The organism is Methylobacterium sp. BI1 (genome assembly GCF_056680125.1).
The window spans coordinates 467,145-483,872 of the sequence record NZ_CM155267.1 but is presented as its reverse complement, the minus strand read 5'-3'; the positions used below and the strand labels follow the sequence as shown (position 1 = coordinate 483,872).

Below are 16,728 nucleotides of genomic sequence, written 5' to 3'. Positions count from 1 at the left end.
ATGCACCGACATGCTTCGTCAGCGGACGCCCAAGTTGGGCGGGCTCAGCCCTTGGAAAGATCGATCTCGACGGAGAAGGGATTCCCTACAGGATCGGCTCGCGGGCAGCGGCTTCCTCACGGGCACAGACGGCTTGGTCCGGGGCGGGACCACCGGCGGACCTGAGCTTGCCGAGCTCGACGCGCGCCTTGTCCAGATCGGTCCGGAAACCGGCATCGCCCTGCAGGGCTGCGAAGACAGCGCTGCCAGCCGTGCGCCCAGCCTCGATGTCGCTGGCCCAGTGCAGACCACAGACGATGCGGCTCTCGCCGTAGGAACGGGCACGGACGAAGAACTGCGTCGCCTTCTCGGGCATCAGGGCCGCCATGATCGCCGCGTAGGTCCAGGCCTGGGTCGCATGGCTCGACGGGAAACTGAACGCATTGCCGAGGTCTGAGGTCCGCATCACGCAGATCTCCGCATCGTTGCCGACGAAGGGACGTAGGCGCCGGTAGTGCAGCTTCGGACCGCGCGTCGCCTGGGCGATGTCGAGGCGCGCGCGTTCCAGGAGGGTCATCAGGGCGGGCGCTCGGGACTGCTCGATGCGCTGGCCGATGACGCAGGCGAAATCGTCGAGGATTGCCGAGGCGCCGTCGGCCACATCGGTGGTAGCCAGGGTCCAGCGCGGCGTTCCCTTGAGGGCCCGAGTGGCGACGAACGCGGCCTTGTCCGCCGCTTCAGCCGCCGACTGGCCCCGCGGCGGGGCCCCGAGGATCGCGACGGTGTCGGGCGCTTGCGCCTCGGAGAGGTAGGGTGCCCGGGCTGCCTTGCCGGGGGTCAGGGGCGTGACACCGACGGCAGGGGCCGAGGTCGGCTTCTGCGCGGCCTCCTCCGCCCGAACCGCCGAAGAGGTGATCCCCACCGGCAGGGCGGCGAGGAACATGAGTGTCTGGAGCAGGCGGGCCATCGGCGTCTCGGCGTCAGAGGTCAGCACAGAGCAGGTGCCACTGGAGTATAGGACTTCTATACAACAGGCCTATGGCACGGCTCGTCTGAACGCTGACGAAATTGCCTGCGCTGTTTCTTTCCGACTCTCGGATAACGTTCGACGAGAGGAATGGCCTCGCGTGTTCGTTCTGCAACCCCGCAACAGAGCGACGCGCCGGGCGGACGGCGCGTCGCTAGAACCTGGCAATTCTGGCGCCGGGGCGGCGCAACGATCGATCAGAGCTTCGTCGCTGTCCGACCGGCGAGGTCGCGCGCCGCGGATTCGAGGCCCGCATGGTCGTGCCCTCCGCTGAGGGCGTAGGCCGAGTGGCCGGCGGTCCAATAGGCGGTCTCGCCGTCGCCGGGGCTCGTGACTTCGCTCGGCGCGACGTGGCCGTCGAGGCTGCGGGTGGCGAACAGGGAGACCTCGCCGAGCTTGCCGGCGTCGATCATCACCTCGATGCCGGTGCCATTACGGGCCGGAACGATCTGCACGTCGCGTACCGTCCAGTCCGTCGGCAGATCGGGCAACGCGATGCCGGTGGCGGCGGCAATGCCGGCGCGATCATAGGCCTGAGCCTGATCGCCCCGCTGCGCGGCGATGCGGGCGCGGACCTGCGCCGCCTCGCGCGCGTGACGGGCATCGGCCACGAGGGCCGGATCGACGGGGGAGGCGAACGTGTCCGGCACGCCGAGGAAGGGTCCGTCGGAGTGGGCCAGCCAGCCGGTGCCGACGAGGAGCGCGATCACCGCGGCCCGACGCAGGCGGTCACCGAAGCGGCGCCAGGCCAGGGTCCGGTCCAGGCGCCGCGCAGCGGCCCGGTTGCGCTCCGGTCCGGGCCCGGGAAGGATGGCGAAGGCCTGCCGCAGCGCGTCGCGGTCGTGCAACTCGGCCATGATCTGCGCGGCGGTCTCGGGGTTGCGCGCCAGGTGCGCTTCCACGTCGAGGCGGCGCATGCCGTCGAGCTGTCCGTCCACGAAAGCGGTGAGGTCATTCTCTGTGATCGGATCGATCATCGCGGTCTGGTCCATGGCGTCGGCTCCGGTCGGATACAGGGGGCGCGTCCCCGGACGAGGAGTCCCGGCCGCGCTGAGGACGGATCGGCCTGTCTATGGCGCTCCGTCCCGGTCTTCGGAAACGTCTCAGGTGTCGCCGACGGCGCGGCCCGTCCGGAGCGAGGCATCGTCCGCGTCCTGGGCGACGAGGCGCAGGCGCGGCCGCTCGGTCGCGAGGCGTTGGCGCCGTCCGGCGACGCCGCCCCCCTGACGCTCGCCTTCCTCGAAGGCCCGCAGGGCAGCGCGGCCTCGGCCGAGGCGCGACATCAGCGTACCGATGGGGATGCCGAGGACGGCCGCCGCATCGGCATAGGCCATGCCTTCCAGGGTCACGAGGTGAAGGGCGGCACGCTGTTCTTCCGGCAGCGTGAGAAACGCGCGCCGGATCTGCGCGAGGCGGACCTGCGCCTCCTGAGCGGGAGGCGCCATCTCCTCGCTCATCTGCACGAGCGTATCGGCATGGCGGGCCTCGACCCGTTTCCGGCGCTGCTCGTCGATGAAGACGTTGTGCAGCACCGTCATCATCCAGGTGCGCAGGTTGGTGTTCGGACGCGCCGCCTGGCCTGATTCCAGTGCCCGCACCAGGGCATCGTGCACGAGGTCGTCGGCCCGCAGCGTATCGCGTGTCAGGGCCCGCGCGTAGCGCCGGAGGGGCACGAGCAGGTCGACGATGGCGGTGGGGCCGGGCCGGTTCGGTTCGGTCGTCATAAGAGCATCAACGCACGAACCGGTGGTCTTAATCCAGCGGCAGCGTGCGGAACCGCATCAGCGGTAGGTCGCCTCCAGATCGAGGGTGCAGGTCCGGCCGATCTGTTCGTAGTTCTCGGCGATCCAGGCCTGCGCCGCGCCGCGGCCCTTGTCCCGCAGGCGCTCGAACACCCGCCAGCGGGCATCGAGGCGTGAGGAGGCCTGGTACTCGTCGAGGGCCCCGGTGCCGTCGATGCGGTGGACGTACTGCGACTGGTACTCGCCCCGGCCGAGCACGCCCTCGGCGATGAGGTGGTCGACGAAGTCGATCGCGCGCAGCTCGCGCATCAGGTTCGCGTTGAAGGTGATCTCGTTGAGCCGGTCCTGGATCTCCTGCGGCGTGCGCGGGGTCTCGCGGCGCTCCACGGGGTTGATCTGCACCAGGACGATGTCGCGGGTCTCGGCCCCGCGGTAGAGGGGATAGAGCGGCGGGTTGCCGAGATAGCCGCCATCCCAGTAGGGCACGCCGTCGATCTCCACGGCCTGGAACACCGTCGGCAGGCAGGCGGAGGCCATGAGGTGATCGACGTTCAGCGCCTCGCGCTCGAACACCGCGAGCTTGCCCGTCCAGACATTGGTGGCGGAGACGAACACCGCCGCGGTCTCGGCGGCGCGCAGGCGTTCGAAATCCACCTGGGCGGCCAACACCTTGCGGAGCGGATTGTAGTTCAGCGGGTTCGACGTGTACGGGCTGGTCTTCAGGGCCCGGCTCCAGAACTCCGCGATCGGATTGTTCGACCAGAACTCGAACAAACCGCTGAAAGCACGGCGCTGGGCCGGCCAGAAGTCGCCGTCGAGGCTGACCTCGCGCCAGAAGCGCTCCAGGGCCCGGCGAGCGCCCTCGGGTCCGTCCTCAAGCCAGCCGTCGACCATCACCACGGCGTTCATCGCCCCGGCACTGGCTCCGGTGATCGCCTCGAAACCGAGGCGTCCGTCCTCGATCAGCGCATCGAGCACGCCCCAGGTGAAGGCACCGTGCGCGCCGCCGCCCTGGAGCGCGAGGGCGACGGTCTTCTCCGCGCCCGGTCCCGCCATCACGCGGGTCTTGGCGGCAGGCTGCATCCGCAGGTCCCGTTCGACCGGAACGTCGATGAGCGAATCGACCGTCGGCTCCTGATACGGATCAAGCATGCGGATCTCCTGACATTCATGCTGCAGCGCAATATATGGTGCCGCAAGGCCACAAACAGGCGGGAAGAAGCAGCGGTTCCCTGTCCGAGACGCAGCCCTGCCACCCGGACCGGTCCGGAAACTCGACATCGCCGCCCGGATGGGACATGGGAGAGGTCGAATACGATCAGCGCGTTCGCTGTGCCGTCCGGAATGCCCGGTGACGCAGCGGACTTGACGCCCGCCCGCCGTCATCTCAGCTAAACGATCGAGGGCATAGAGTTTGCGGCATCGGAACGCCGCCCCCGGTCCGAACCGGCCCGGTCGGCGGCTCCCGGTCGCCGGCGGACGTTCCTCGGAGCGCACAGTCAACGATGGACATCATGGACGCGACCCCCGTCAACCCGATCAGCGGCACCGGCCCCGAGATCGCCGGCCCGAGCCCACGGCACCGCACGGTCGGCGTCACCATCGGATCCGGTGAGGGCGCGGTCACGGTGGGCGGCGGCGCGCCGATCGTCGTCCAGTCGATGACCAATACCGACACCGCCGACATCGACGGCACGGTGGCCCAGGTGGCTCAGCTCGCCCGCGCCGGCTCCGAACTCGTGCGCATCACCGTCGACCGGGACGAGGCGGCCGCCGCCGTGCCGAAGATCCGCGAGCGCCTGGATCGCATCGGCGTGCACGTGCCGCTGGTGGGAGACTTTCACTACATCGGCCACAAGCTCCTCTCCGACCATCCGGCCTGCGCCGAGGCGCTGGCCAAGTACCGGATCAATCCGGGCAATGTCGGCTTCAAGGAGAAGAAGGACACGCAGTTCTCGACCATCATCGAGCAGGCGATCCGCTACAACAAGACCGTGCGCATCGGTGCCAACTGGGGCTCCCTCGACGAGGCCCTCCTCACCCACCTGATGGACGAGAACGCCCGCTCGCCCCGGCCGATCGATGCCCGTGCGGTGATGCGCGAGGCCATGGTGCAATCGGCCCTCACCTCGGCCGAGCGCGCCGTCGAGCTGGGCCTGTCCAAGGACAAGATCATCCTGTCGGCCAAGGTCTCGGCGGTGCAGGACCTCATCGCGGTCTACCGTGAGGTGGCGCGTCGCTCGGACTTCGCCATCCATCTCGGCCTCACCGAGGCGGGCATGGGCTCGAAGGGCCTGGTCGCGGCCTCCGCCGCCATCGGCGTTCTCCTGCAGGAAGGCATCGGTGACACGATCCGCTACTCGCTGACCCCCGAGCCGGGCGGCGACCGCACCGTGGAGGTGAAGGCCGCGCAGGAACTCCTGCAGACCATGGGCTTCCGCACCTTCGTGCCCCTCGTCGCCGCCTGCCCGGGCTGCGGCCGCACCACCTCGACCACGTTCCAGGAACTCGCCCGCGACATCCAGAGCTGGATCGTCAACTCGATGCCGGAATGGAAGAAGGCCTATCCAGGCGTCGAAGGCCTCAACGTCGCGGTGATGGGCTGCATCGTGAACGGGCCCGGCGAATCGAAGCACGCCGACATCGGCATCTCACTGCCGGGCACCGGCGAGACCCCGACCGCGCCGGTCTTCATCGACGGCAAGAAGGCCATGACCCTGCGTGGACCGACCCTGGCCAAGGATTTCGAGACGGTGGTCACCGACTACATCGAGCGCCGCTTCGGCTCCGGTGCCCGCACCGCCGCCGAGTAACGATCGGCTACGACGGCGTGAGCCGCTGCCACGGAACGGCGACCTTCGGTGAGGTTGCCGTTCTCGCATGCTGCGCCGCATGATAGCGTGAACGCAACCGTCCCCCGCCGCCCGACGCCGTCGGGACCGGCCCCGGTGTTCCCGCGCGCGGTCTGAGCACCACGCCGCGAGACGTCGGGCTCGCAACGAGTCTCGATCGAGCCGAATGACGCAGACCGCCCCTTCGAGCGCGCCCGCTGCCAAACCCGAGGGAGCCGGCAGCCCGCCTCCCGTGGCCGATGGAGCCGCCGAGACCGCGCGCGCCCATGCACCGGCGAGCCTCTGGACCCTGGTCCTCGGCTCCATCGGCGTGGTTTACGGCGATATCGGGACGAGCCCGCTCTACGCCTTCCGCGAGGCCCTGGTCTCCGCACGCGCCGACGGCATCCTGCTGCGCGAGGAGGTTCTGGGCGTCGCCTCTCTGATCCTGTGGGCGCTCGTCCTCATCGTCACCATCAAGTACGTCGTCATCCTGATGCGGATGGACAACAACGGCGAGGGGGGGATCCTTTCGCTGATGGCGCTCGCCCGGACCGCGCTCGGCGGCTCGCGCGTGGTCTTCATGTTCGGCCTGCTCGGCGCCTCGCTGTTCTACGGCGACGCCATCATCACGCCGGCGATCTCGGTGCTCTCGGCCGTGGAGGGTCTGAAGCTCGTCACCCCGGCCTTCGACGCCTACGTGCTGCCGATCACCATCGCGATCATCGTGCCGCTATTCCTCATCCAGGTGCGGGGCACCAGCAAGGTCGCGGCCTTCTTCGGGCCGATCATGGCGGTGTGGTTCGCCGCGATGGCGCTGGCCGCCCTGCCCCACATCATCGCCAACACCGACGTGTTCTGGGCGCTGAACCCGTACTACGCTGTCCACTATCTTCTGGGGCACGGCACCGGGGCCCTGGTGGCCCTGGGTGCGGTGTTCCTCGCGGTGACGGGCGCGGAAGCGCTGTTCGCCGATCTCGGGCATTTCGGCCGCCGCCCGATCCAGATCGCCTGGCTCGGCCTCGTCGGACCCTGCCTCGTGCTGAACTACTTCGGACAGGCGGCCCTGGTGCTGTCGAAGCCCGACACCACCGATCCGTTCTTCCAGCTCGTGCCCGAATGGGGCCTGCTGCCGATGGTGCTTCTCGCCACCGCCGCCACCGTCACGGCGAGCCAGGCCGTCATCACGGGCGCGTTTTCCTTGTCGCGCCAGGCGATCCAGCTCGGCCTGCTGCCACGCCTCGAGATCCGCCACACCTCCGAATCGCATTCGGGCCAGATCTACCTGCCGCAGATCAACGCCCTGCTGATGGTCGGCGTCGTGATCCTGGCCGTGCTGTTCCGCTCCTCGGCGGCCCTGGCCTCCGCCTACGGCATCGCCGTGACGGGCACGATGCTGATCACCGCCAGCCTCGCCTTCTTGGTGCTGTGGAAGACCTGGAAGTGGTCGCCCTGGGCCGCCGGCCTCGCGATCCTGCCCTTCGCGGCCGTCGAGTTCCTGTTCCTGCTGTCGAACATGCTGAAGGTCTTCGAGGGCGGCTACGTGCCCCTGCTCTTCGCGGGCGCCCTGATCATCATGATGTGGACCTGGGTGCGCGGCGTCGGCATCCTGATCAACAAGACCCGCAAGACCGACGTGCCGCTGACCGAGCTTGTCAGCATGCTGGAGAAGAGCCCGCCGCATCACGTCCGCGGCACGGCCGTGTTCCTTACGAGCGACCCCTACATCGCGCCCGCTGCCCTGCTCCACAACCTCAAGCACAACAAGGTGCTGCACGAGAAGAACGTCGTGCTTACCGTGGAGACCGTGGACACGCCCCGGGCCGCGGAGGCCGACCGCATCCACATCGAGCCGATCGGCCCGCACTTCCACAAGGTCGTGATGAAGTTCGGCTACATGGAGACGCCGAATATCCCCCGGACTTTGACGCTGCTGCGCAAGCAGGGCTTCAAGTTCGATATCATGGCGACGTCGTTCTTCCTGTCGCGGCGCTCGATCCGCCCGGCAGCCCATTCGGGCATGCCCCTGTGGCAGGACCGAATCTTCATCACCCTGGCCAAGAACGCCAACGATGCCACGGACTTCTTCCAGATCCCCACCGGCCGCGTGGTCGAGGTCGGGACCCAGGTGACCGTGTAGGAGCCGCAGCGCGCGGGTTTCCCGGTATCCGGGCGAGAGACACCCTGCGCTGCGTGGATCAGGGGCCTTCGCAGGGAGGCATCCGGCTCAGGCCAGGGCGGCCGGCTCCGGCGCCCCCGCCGGTCGGCCCGATGCGGGTTCGCGGATTCCCCCACGCAGCGCCAGGTCGAGGGGGCCGTCGAGGTTGGGCAGCGGCGCGGCCCGCCGATGCGCGGAACCGGCGTAATAGGCCCTGAGCCGGGATGTCTGATCCAGCAGGTGAGCCTCGACGCGATCGTTCAGGCGTCCGACCGGGCCCGTCAACGCATCGAATCCCCTGGTGAGCGCCTGGACGGTCGCGCGCATGCACGCCGTTGCGATATGGGCGACCGACCGAAGCATGTTCATGAAGACCTACGGCGTGGGGGAGGCACGACACCAGATAGGGTGGCGGCCCCGCCGGTCCCCGCGACCGAAAGCGGCACGCAGGACGCTGGAACCCGACGGGCATCGGGGTCGGTCGGCGCTGCGATCCGGTGGCATTGGTGTCGCTCAGGGCCTCGGCAGGTTGAGCACGGGCGGCGGGATCAGCGGCTCTGGAGCCAGGGCGGCCGGCGTCAGGGCGACACGGCTGCGGGCGGACTTCGGCGCCTTGGCCGCCACTGCGGGCTTCTCGTTGGCGACGGCCCGGGCCGTATGGACCGGAGCCGCACGATGATCCGGCGCCGAGGGAGCCGGAATCGTCGCGTGAGCGCGCGTGGTCTCGACCGGGACGGGGGTGGAGGCGGCCGCGGTGGAAGCCGGAGCCGCGACCACCGGCATCGTCGGCGCCGGGGGAGCGTCTGCGGACGCGAAGGCCAGCGCAGTGGCAGGTGCGGGCGGCTCGGCCTGCTCGACGGCACCCGGCTTGCGCTTCTCGTAGAAGGCATTGCCGCCGGCCACCGCCACGTAGTGCATGTTGTTGTAGGGAAAGCGCAGGCCGGCGGTGTGGAAGTACATGGCCCGGCCGACCTTGGGGTGGCGCTGGCCGTCGAGGACTGCGTCCGTCACCTCGGCGACCTTCAGCAGGCTCTTCTCGTCCATCTTCTTCGTCAGGACGCCAGGGGCGAATTGCCGGGGCTGACCGACCACGGCACAGATCCCGCCATTCGGGAAGGCGGCGGCCTCCAGCCGGTTCATCACCACCGTGCCGACGGCGAGCAGGCCTTCGGCATCGCTGCGATTCGACTCGAAGTACATTGCCCGACCGAGACAGTCGCGCTCCTCATCGGTAACAGACACCGGCTTGGCCGCGAGCGTCGAACCCGTCATCGTGGGTGCACCCGCATAGGTATTGCAACCACCGAGACTGGGAAGGGCCAAGAGGAGACCAAGGAGAGGCAGCGTCGTCGCCGATCGGGTTTCCTGCATGCCGCCTCGCTCCACTCCCTCAAGCGTATCCATATGGCTTGACCACCAAATGGGTTCGTTTCTGGGCAGGGGCGGCGATTTCGAGGCGGCGGCTCAGGCCTCGCGGTCGTAGCGGAAGGCGTCCGCCACCCGCGGCATCCCGATCCGATCGTAGAAGGTGACGGCTCCGGGGGCGGCCGTCAGCAGGAGCGAGGCCTGCGGCCCGACCGCCACGCGAGTGGCGGCGATGAGGCCCTGGCCGATTCCGAACCCCTGCGCGGAGCGGCTCACCGCAAGGTCCGAGAGATAGGCGCAGAACACGAAATCGGTGAGCGTGCGCGCGATTCCAACGAGGTCGCCATCCCGCCGGGCGGTGACGACGAGGTCGGCCTGCGCCAGCATCCGGGCGAGGCGCGACAGGTCGTCGACCGGTCGGCGCGGGGCGAGGCCCGATTCGATCAGGACGCGGCGGAACGCCGCCGCGTCGAGCTCCGGCTCGACGCCGTAGACGACCTCCGGCACCCTCAGGCCGTCAGCGTCCCGTGGCAGTGCTTGTACTTCTTGCCCGAGCCGCAGGGGCACGGCTCGTTGCGCCCGACCCGGCCCCAGGTGGACGAATCGTCCGGGTTGCGCTCGAGGACGGCGGTGTCCGTGGCCATCTCGCGCGCGGCGTAGCCGTAGGCAGGACCTGCGCCGCCGTCGCTGCCGGACCCGATACCGGCCATCTCGTTCTCGCCGGTGACGGGGTCGAGATGCTGGGCGAACATCGGGGGCAGGCCGGGCTGGGCGAAGAGGTTGTCGGCGCCCTCGGCGGACGGCTCCTCGTACATGATCTCGATGCGCGAGAGCTGTTGCGTCACCTGCTCGCGCAGGGCGGCAACCAAGCTGTTGAAGAGCTCGAACGCCTCGGACTTGTACTCGTTGAGAGGATCGCGCTGGGCGACGCCCCGCCAGCCCACCACCTGGCGCAGGTGGTCGAGGGTGACGAGGTGCTCGCGCCAGAGATGGTCGAGGGTCTGCAGGAGCACCTGCTTCTCGACATAGGTCATCACCTCCGGCGTGTTCTTCTCGGTGCGCCGGACATAGGCCTCGTCGGCAGCCTGTCGCAGGCGGTCGCGCATCTCCTCGTCGGCGATGCCCTCCTCCTTGGCCCAGTCCTCCACCGGAACGTCGAGGTTGAGCACCGTCTGGACCCGCTCGCGCAGGCCTTCGATGTCCCACTGCTCGGCATAGGCGTTCTCGGGGACGTGCACGGCCACGAGGTCGTCGACGACGCCGTGGCGCATCTCGTCCACGGTCTCGCGCACGCTCTCCTGGCCCATGAAGTCACGGCGCTGCTCGAACACGACCTTGCGCTGGTCGTTCATGACGTTGTCGTACTTGAGGACGTTCTTGCGCATGTCGAAGTTGCGCGCCTCGACCTTCTGCTGCGCCTTCTCGATGGCCTTGTTGATCCAGGGATGGATGATCGCCTCGCCCTGCTCCAGGCCGAGGCGGGTCAGCATGCCATCCATCCGGTCGGACCCGAAGATCCGCATCAGGTCGTCCTGGAGCGACAGGTAGAACTTCGAGCGGCCGGGATCGCCCTGGCGGCCGGAGCGGCCGCGCAGCTGGTTGTCGATGCGGCGGGATTCGTGGCGCTCGGTGCCGATGATGTAGAGACCGCCCGGCAGGGCGACCTTGCGGCCTGCGGCTGGATCGGCCGGCTCGCCAGAGGCCAGCACCTTGTCGCGGTTCTCGGCGATCTCGGCCTTGATGGCCTCGATCTTCGCGTCGCGCTCCGGCCCCTCGGGCAGGCCCGCGAGTTCCTTCTCCACCCGCATCTCGACGTTGCCGCCGAGTTTGATGTCGGTGCCGCGGCCGGCCATGTTGGTCGCGATGGTGATGGCGCCAGGCACGCCGGCCTCGGCGACGATGTAAGCCTCCTGCTCGTGGAAACGGGCGTTCAGCACGGCGAAGCGCTTGGTCACGCGGCCCTCGCGGGCGGCAGCATAGACGTCGGTCAGGGCGTTGGGATCCGAGTAGTCGAGCTGGCGGAAGCCCGCCTTGACCAGCATCTCGGCCAGATGCTGCGACTTCTCGATCGAACCGGTGCCGACCAGGATCGGCTGGTGGCGCGCATGCGCCTTCTCGATCTCGGCGATGATGCCGTCGTACTTCTCGCCCACCGTCCGGTAGACCTCGTCGTCCTCGTCGACGCGCTCGACCGCCTTGTTGGTCGGGATGTCGACGACTTCGAGCTTGTAGATCTCAGCGAATTCGTCCGCCTCGGTCGAGGCGGTGCCCGTCATGCCGGCGAGCTTGGAATAGAGGCGGAAGTAGTTCTGGAAGGTGATCGACGCCAGCGTCTGGTTCTCGGGCTGGATCGTCACCCGCTCCTTGGCCTCCAGGGCCTGGTGCAAGCCCTCCGAGTAGCGCCGGCCCTGCATCATGCGACCGGTGAACTCGTCGATGATCACCACCTCGTCGTTCTTGACGATGTAGTCCTTGTCCAGGGTGAACAGGGTATGGGCGCGCAGCGCCAGGTTCACGTGGTGGACCAGCGAAACGTTGTGCGCGTCGTAGAGGTCGCCCTCCTTGAGGAGGTCGGCCCCGCGCAGGAGGTCCTCGACGAACTCGTTGCCGCTCTCGGTCAGCGAGACCGTGCGCTGCTTCTCGTCGAGGTCGTAATGCTCGCGCTCCAGGTGGGGCATCAGGGCATCGACCGAGACGTAAAGCTCGGAACGGTCGTCCACCGGGCCGGAGATGATGAGCGGGGTGCGGGCCTCGTCGATCAGGATCGAGTCGACCTCGTCGACGATCGCGTAGTTGTGGCCCCGCTGCGAGAGCTGGCTGAGCTCGTACTTCATGTTGTCGCGCAGGTAGTCGAACCCGAACTCGTTGTTGGTGCCGTAGGTGATGTCGGCGGCGTAGGCCGTCTTGCGCTGCTCGTCGTCGAGGCCGTGCACGATGGTGCCGACGGTGAGGCCGAGGAAACGGTAGACCCGGCCCATCCACTCCGCGTCGCGGGCGGCGAGGTAGTCGTTCACGGTGACGACGTGGACGCCGAGGCCCGAGAGGGCGTTGAGATAGACCGGCAGGGTCGCCACCAGGGTCTTGCCCTCGCCTGTGCGCATCTCGGCGATGCCGCTCTCGTGCAGTACCATGCCGCCGATGAGCTGCACGTCGAAGTGGCGCTGGCCGAGCACGCGCTTGGCGGCCTCGCGCACGGTGGCGAAGGCGGGCACGAGGATGTCGTCGAGGGTCTTGCCGGCGGCGAGCTCGGCCTTCAGCATCACGGTCCGGGCGCGCAGATCGTCGTCCGAGAGCGCGGCGACCTGCGGCTCCAGCGCGTTGATCTCGGCCACACGGGGACGATAGCCCTTCACGCGCCGGTCGTTGGACGAGCCGAAAATCTTCTTGGCGAGGGCACCGAGCATCGTGAACCTACGGTCGATCGAAAAGTCTGAAGGCGAATGTTGGCCGGGCTTATAGAGGTAAACACGGGCCGGCGCATCCGAAAGAGCCGGCCCGCGTCCACACCGGGGTCAGGGGTGGGGCGGGTCGGCGTGGGTCGAGCGGAGGACGCCAAGCGACCGCACGCCCGGACGGGCGCTGAGCCGGCTTTGACCCGCCCAACGCAGAGGCGCCGCGTTTCGATCCGCGGCGTGATTCGCCCGCGCAATCCCGATTGGCCGAATCCGGTGCCGGGGCCTACGGCCGCGGGCACCATAAGGAGGATCCGGGCGAAGGATGCAGGCGCGCGTCCGGGCCGCCCCAGGGCTCTCCCCGCATCGTGATCGTCTCACGCACTGGTCGCGGCAACGCGAGGGGAACGGTGTGCGAGCCCATCACGGGCGCGGCGAACGGGCCCCGGATTCGACCGCCTGACGCTGCGGCCGTGCTTGCCATCGGGGGGTGCACGCGCCACCTGATGACGCGGCAAATCCGCGGCCCCCGGCCGCACCTCGCTCGACCGCCCCCTGCGACGACCTCCGACCGGCCCGGTGCCGGGACGTGGGCGGCGCTCCCAAGGACGCCTCCATGACGATGATCAAGTCCCTTTCGCACCCCGGCCGCCTGCGCATGGGCCTCCTGCGCACGGGCGCCGTCGCCCTGGCCCTCGGCCTGCCGCTGGCTGCGGCCCGGGCGCAGGCACCGGCGGCAGCGCCAGCCACACCAGCGGCTCCGGCCACACCGGTCGCTCCCGAGACCGTGGTGGCGAAGGTGAACGGGGCGCCGATCACCGCGGGGGACCTCGCCATCGCGGCCGAGGATCCCGCCCTCTCCCTCCCGGGCGTCGACGATGCCCAGAAGAAGTCCCTCCTCGTCGACTACATGATCGACCTCAAGGTCGGGGCTCAGGCGGCGGAAACCGCCAAGATCGGTGATTCGCCGGACTTCCAGCGCAAGCTCGCCTACTTCAAGGACAAGCTTCTCCTCGACGAGTACCTGGAGCGCGAGGCCAAGAAGGCGGCGACGCCGGAGGCCGCCAAGGCCCTCTACGACCAGACCGTCAAGGCGATGAAGCCCGAGGAGGAGGTGCATGCCCGCCACATCCTCGTGGAGAGCGAGGACGAGGCCAAGAAGATCGCTGCACGCATCAAGGGTGGCGAGGACTTCGCCCGAGTCGCGGCCGAGGTGTCGAAGGATCCCGGCTCGAAGACCGAGGGCGGTGATCTCGGCTGGTTCACCAAGGAGCGCATGGTCGCCCCCTTCGCCGAGGCCGCCTTCAAGATGAGCCCGGGGCAGGTCTCCGATCCGGTCAAGACCCAGTTCGGCTGGCACGTGATCAAGCTCGAGGAAAAGCGCACCAAGCCGGTCCCGACCTTCGACGAGATGAAGGAGCAGGTGGACCAGTACCTCACCCGCAAGGCGCAGCAGGACCTGATCCTGAAGCTGCGCGAGGGGGCCAAGATCGAGCGCACGGCGGCCGCTCCGGCCGTGGCGCCCGCCCCAGCGCAGAAGGCACCGTAACCCGCCTCAAGCGACTTGCCTCAGGCGACTCGGCGCAGCGGGTGCGGTGCGGGCTCGGTCCGCCCGCGCCCGTTGCGCTTGGCCCGGTAGAGTGCGGCATCCGCGCGACTCAGCAGGGCATCGAGCCGGCGATCCGGCGCCAGGGCGTCGGAGCTCTCCTCGGGCCCAGCCAGGCCGACACTAACGCCGATCGCCAGATGCGGCAGTTCCGGCACGGCGATCCGGGCCACGGCGCGGCGCAGAAACTCGGCCTTGGCCAGGGCCTCCTCCGGGGTCAGTCCACGCAGGAGGCAGGCGAACTCCTCGCCGCCCATCCGACCGAACAGTGCCGTGCCCGGCAGCAGCGCCGACACGATGTGGCAGAAGCCGACGAGGACGCCATCGCCCACCGCGTGGCCGTGCCGGTCGTTGATCCGCTTGAAGTGATCCAGGTCGAACAGGAGCAGGGTGATGGCACCGCCCTTCCCCAGCGCAGCCTCGGCCCGGGCCACGAAGGCGCGCCGGCTGAGGATGCCGGTCAGCGCGTCGGTGTCGGCGGCGAGCCGCTGCAGGCGCTCCGCGCGCTCCTTCGTCAGCGACATGAACACGAAGGCAATCGCCAGGGTGAAGAGCATGCCGGCGAGACACAGGATGGTCAGCCAGGGCGTCTGCAGCGGGTTCGGGACGGTCTGCGGCGGTGCGACGATCGCGAGGGGCACGCGGATCCAGTAGGCGAAGGTGTAGGACAGCAGCAGGGCGACGCCGGGATAGCGCGACACCAGGGGCTCGGCCCGGGCCCGCCAGATCTCGCGAGCGGCCAGCAGGCAGAAGCCTCCGGCGAGACTCGAGGCCAACATCACCCGGGCGGGAATCGAGGCGAAGAAGGCCGGGACCAGGCAGCTCGCCCCCCACAGCCCGATCGCCAGCGCGATCGGCACGAAGCGTGCGCGCCGCCCCTCGAACGCGCGGGTCCCGGTCCAGATCAGGCCGTAGGCGCCGATCATCACGCCGTTCGCGACCCCGATCGAGACCCAATCCGGGATGATCCCGCGCAGGGACAGCAGGGCCGAGGCCACCGCGCCGGTGATGTGGGCGACGCCCCAGATCGCCAGGGCGTGGACGTGGCGGGCCTGGCTCCAGGACAGAAGGAACAGGCTTCCGACCATGAAGGTCAGGATCACGGTCACGAGCAGGAGAGTCGAGGCATCGAGCAGCATCGATCCGTTCCGCCCCCCTCGCTCGTTCGATGACCAGAAGCCGCTCGCCTCGTCGGGACAGCCGACCGGCGTCCGAATCTATCCTATGCGATCATGGTTACCCAGATCTGGACGTCCGCCGCCCATCGCCAGCTTGGCAGACGGAACGCTGTCATGGCTCCACTTTACGCGGACCGGGACCGAGCGGCGTGATCCGAAGGGCGGTGATCCGGTTGCGGGCCTTGCGCAGGACCTGGAAGCGGAAGCCGTGGAAGTTGAAGGCGGTGCCGGTGTCGGGAATCGCCCGGGCCTCGTGGATGACGAGGCCCGCGATGGTGGTGGCCTCGTCGTCGGGCAGGTCCCAGTCCATCGCCCGGTTGAGGTCGCGGATCGGCACGCTCCCGTCGGCCTGTACCGAGCCGTCGCCCTGGGGCCGCACGCCGGAGACGGTGACGTCGTGCTCGTCGGCGATATCGCCCACGATCTCCTCGAGAATATCCTCCAGGGTCACGAGGCCCATCACCTCGCCGTACTCGTCGACCACCAGGGCGAAGTGCGTCTTCTTGGTGAGGAAGGCCTTCAGCTGGTCGCGCAGGGAGGTGGTGTCCGGCACGAACCAGGTCTCCAGTGCCAGGGCCTCGACCTTGAGACCGGACGCGTCGCCGCCGGCGGCGTCCAGCGCCCGCAGGAGATCCTTGGCATGCAGCACGCCGACGATGTTCTCCGTCGTGCCACGCCAGAGGGGCATGCGCGTGTAGGGCGAGGCCAGCACCGCGCGCACGATCTCCTCCGAGGGCAGGTCGGCATCGATGATCCGCATCTTGGTGCGGTGGACCATCACCTCCGAGACGGTGAGGTCGGACAGGTCGAGGAGACCGCCGAGCATGTCGCGCTCGGCCTTGGCGACCCCGCCCTCCCGATGCAGCAGGGCGACCTGGCCGCGGATCTCGTCGGTGGCGGAGAGGATGGTCTGGCGCTCGCCGATCCGGACCCCGAAGGGCCGGAGCATGGCGCGGACCAAGGCCTCGATGGCGAGCGCCGCCGGCCCGAGCAGGGCCACCGCGAAGGCCACCGGCCGGGCCATGACCAGGGCGGCGCTGTCCGGCTTGTTGATCGCGAGGGTCTTGGGCAGCACCTCGGCGAAGATGATGACCAGGACCGACATCACCCCGGTGGCGTAGAGGACGCCGCTCTTGCCGAAGAGGGTGGTGAGCACGCTGGTGGTGAAGGCCGAGGCGCCGATCGCCACGATGTTGTAGCCGATGAGCATGGCGCCGATGAAGCGCTCGCGGCTCGCCAGGATGGCGTTGACGAGGCGCGCTCGCACGTCGCCGGCATTCTCCAGGGCCAGCATGCGGGCCCGGGACGCCGCCGTGAAGGCGGTCTCCGCGCCGGCGAAGAAGGCCGAGAGCAGGAGCGAGATCGCCACGATGCTCGCGGCCAGCCAGAGATCGGTATGGGGTTCCATGCGTGCCGATGCCGGAGGATGTCGTCAGGTCCAGCCGGTGAT

At 68.9% G+C, this 16,728-nt stretch carries 13 protein-coding genes; 3 read left to right on the top strand and 10 right to left on the bottom strand.

From position 1 onward, the window contains the following. Positions 1 to 85: 85 nt before the first annotated feature. From AC1MGR_RS02315 to AC1MGR_RS02300, 4 genes are all read right to left on the bottom strand, one after another. On the bottom strand, positions 86 to 946 hold the full coding sequence (locus tag AC1MGR_RS02315; RefSeq protein WP_480233520.1) for an acid phosphatase: 861 nt from the start codon (positions 944 to 946) through the stop codon (positions 86 to 88). A gap of 257 nt (positions 947 to 1,203) precedes the next feature. Next, positions 1,204 to 1,998, bottom strand: coding sequence for an anti-sigma factor family protein (locus AC1MGR_RS02310; protein ID WP_480233519.1), 795 nt, complete (start codon positions 1,996 to 1,998; stop codon positions 1,204 to 1,206). Between the two features lie 111 nt (positions 1,999 to 2,109). Beyond that, complete coding sequence (locus AC1MGR_RS02305; RefSeq protein WP_480233518.1) at positions 2,110 to 2,730, bottom strand: sigma-70 family RNA polymerase sigma factor; 621 nt, start codon at positions 2,728 to 2,730, stop codon at positions 2,110 to 2,112. A gap of 57 nt (positions 2,731 to 2,787) precedes the next feature. After that, positions 2,788 to 3,900: a patatin-like phospholipase family protein gene (locus AC1MGR_RS02300; protein ID WP_108037061.1), complete on the bottom strand. Its 1,113-nt coding sequence runs from the start codon at positions 3,898 to 3,900 to the stop codon at positions 2,788 to 2,790. A gap of 353 nt (positions 3,901 to 4,253) precedes the next feature. Here AC1MGR_RS02300 and ispG point away from each other — a divergent pair, with 353 nt between their 5' ends. Both ispG and AC1MGR_RS02290 read left to right on the top strand, forming a co-directional pair. Then, on the top strand, positions 4,254 to 5,561 hold the full coding sequence (gene ispG, locus AC1MGR_RS02295; RefSeq protein WP_108037063.1) for a flavodoxin-dependent (E)-4-hydroxy-3-methylbut-2-enyl-diphosphate synthase: 1,308 nt from the start codon (positions 4,254 to 4,256) through the stop codon (positions 5,559 to 5,561). A 205-nt stretch (positions 5,562 to 5,766) separates the two neighbouring features. Further along, complete coding sequence (locus AC1MGR_RS02290; protein WP_108037065.1) at positions 5,767 to 7,719, top strand: potassium transporter Kup; 1,953 nt, start codon at positions 5,767 to 5,769, stop codon at positions 7,717 to 7,719. Between the two features lie 87 nt (positions 7,720 to 7,806). Here AC1MGR_RS02290 and AC1MGR_RS02285 read toward each other — a convergent pair whose 3' ends face one another. The 4 genes from AC1MGR_RS02285 to secA all read right to left on the bottom strand — a co-directional run bounded on the left by AC1MGR_RS02285 (position 7,807) and on the right by secA (position 12,506). Continuing rightward, on the bottom strand, positions 7,807 to 8,106 hold the full coding sequence (locus AC1MGR_RS02285; protein ID WP_480233517.1) for a hypothetical protein: 300 nt from the start codon (positions 8,104 to 8,106) through the stop codon (positions 7,807 to 7,809). 144 nt (positions 8,107 to 8,250) lie between these two features. Beyond that, a complete protein-coding gene (locus AC1MGR_RS02280; protein WP_480233516.1) occupies positions 8,251 to 9,009 on the bottom strand; it encodes a cell wall hydrolase in 759 nt (252 codons plus the stop codon). A 192-nt stretch (positions 9,010 to 9,201) separates the two neighbouring features. Then, the gene (locus AC1MGR_RS02275) at positions 9,202 to 9,609 is read right to left on the bottom strand and encodes a GNAT family N-acetyltransferase (RefSeq protein ID WP_480233515.1); all 408 of its coding nucleotides are present in this window, start codon (positions 9,607 to 9,609) and stop codon (positions 9,202 to 9,204) included. Between the two features lie 2 nt (positions 9,610 to 9,611). Next, positions 9,612 to 12,506, bottom strand: coding sequence for a preprotein translocase subunit SecA (secA, locus tag AC1MGR_RS02270; RefSeq protein ID WP_480233514.1), 2,895 nt, complete (start codon positions 12,504 to 12,506; stop codon positions 9,612 to 9,614). A gap of 646 nt (positions 12,507 to 13,152) precedes the next feature. On the opposite strand from secA, the gene AC1MGR_RS02265 reads away from it, so the two are divergent. After that, positions 13,153 to 14,043: a peptidylprolyl isomerase gene (locus AC1MGR_RS02265; protein ID WP_480234911.1), complete on the top strand. Its 891-nt coding sequence runs from the start codon at positions 13,153 to 13,155 to the stop codon at positions 14,041 to 14,043. Positions 14,044 to 14,063: 20 nt separating this feature from the next. Here AC1MGR_RS02265 and AC1MGR_RS02260 read toward each other — a convergent pair whose 3' ends face one another. Together AC1MGR_RS02260 and AC1MGR_RS02255 are read right to left on the bottom strand one after the other, a co-directional pair. Then, positions 14,064 to 15,239 carry a GGDEF domain-containing protein gene (locus AC1MGR_RS02260; protein WP_480233513.1) on the bottom strand — a complete coding sequence of 392 codons (1,176 nt, stop codon included), beginning with the start codon at positions 15,237 to 15,239 and terminating at the stop codon, positions 14,064 to 14,066. 151 nt (positions 15,240 to 15,390) lie between these two features. Then, positions 15,391 to 16,686, bottom strand: a complete 1,296-nt coding sequence (locus AC1MGR_RS02255) for an HlyC/CorC family transporter (RefSeq protein WP_108037076.1) — start codon at positions 16,684 to 16,686, stop codon at positions 15,391 to 15,393. Positions 16,687 to 16,728 lie beyond the last annotated feature (42 nt).

Coding starts and splice junctions, on each gene's coding strand:
- AC1MGR_RS02260 (WP_480233513.1), bottom strand. CDS start 15,239: ATGCTGCTCGATGCCTCGACTCTCCTGCTCGTGACCGTGATCCTGACC.
- ispG (WP_108037063.1), top strand. CDS start 4,254: ATGGACATCATGGACGCGACCCCCGTCAACCCGATCAGCGGCACCGGC.
- secA (WP_480233514.1), bottom strand. CDS start 12,506: ATGCTCGGTGCCCTCGCCAAGAAGATTTTCGGCTCGTCCAACGACCGG.
- AC1MGR_RS02290 (WP_108037065.1), top strand. CDS start 5,767: ATGACGCAGACCGCCCCTTCGAGCGCGCCCGCTGCCAAACCCGAGGGA.
- AC1MGR_RS02305 (WP_480233518.1), bottom strand. CDS start 2,730: ATGACGACCGAACCGAACCGGCCCGGCCCCACCGCCATCGTCGACCTG.
- AC1MGR_RS02280 (WP_480233516.1), bottom strand. CDS start 9,009: ATGACGGGTTCGACGCTCGCGGCCAAGCCGGTGTCTGTTACCGATGAG.
- AC1MGR_RS02265 (WP_480234911.1), top strand. CDS start 13,153: ATGGGCCTCCTGCGCACGGGCGCCGTCGCCCTGGCCCTCGGCCTGCCG.
- AC1MGR_RS02315 (WP_480233520.1), bottom strand. CDS start 946: ATGGCCCGCCTGCTCCAGACACTCATGTTCCTCGCCGCCCTGCCGGTG.
- AC1MGR_RS02285 (WP_480233517.1), bottom strand. CDS start 8,106: ATGAACATGCTTCGGTCGGTCGCCCATATCGCAACGGCGTGCATGCGC.
- AC1MGR_RS02255 (WP_108037076.1), bottom strand. CDS start 16,686: ATGGAACCCCATACCGATCTCTGGCTGGCCGCGAGCATCGTGGCGATC.
- AC1MGR_RS02310 (WP_480233519.1), bottom strand. CDS start 1,998: ATGGACCAGACCGCGATGATCGATCCGATCACAGAGAATGACCTCACC.
- AC1MGR_RS02300 (WP_108037061.1), bottom strand. CDS start 3,900: ATGCTTGATCCGTATCAGGAGCCGACGGTCGATTCGCTCATCGACGTT.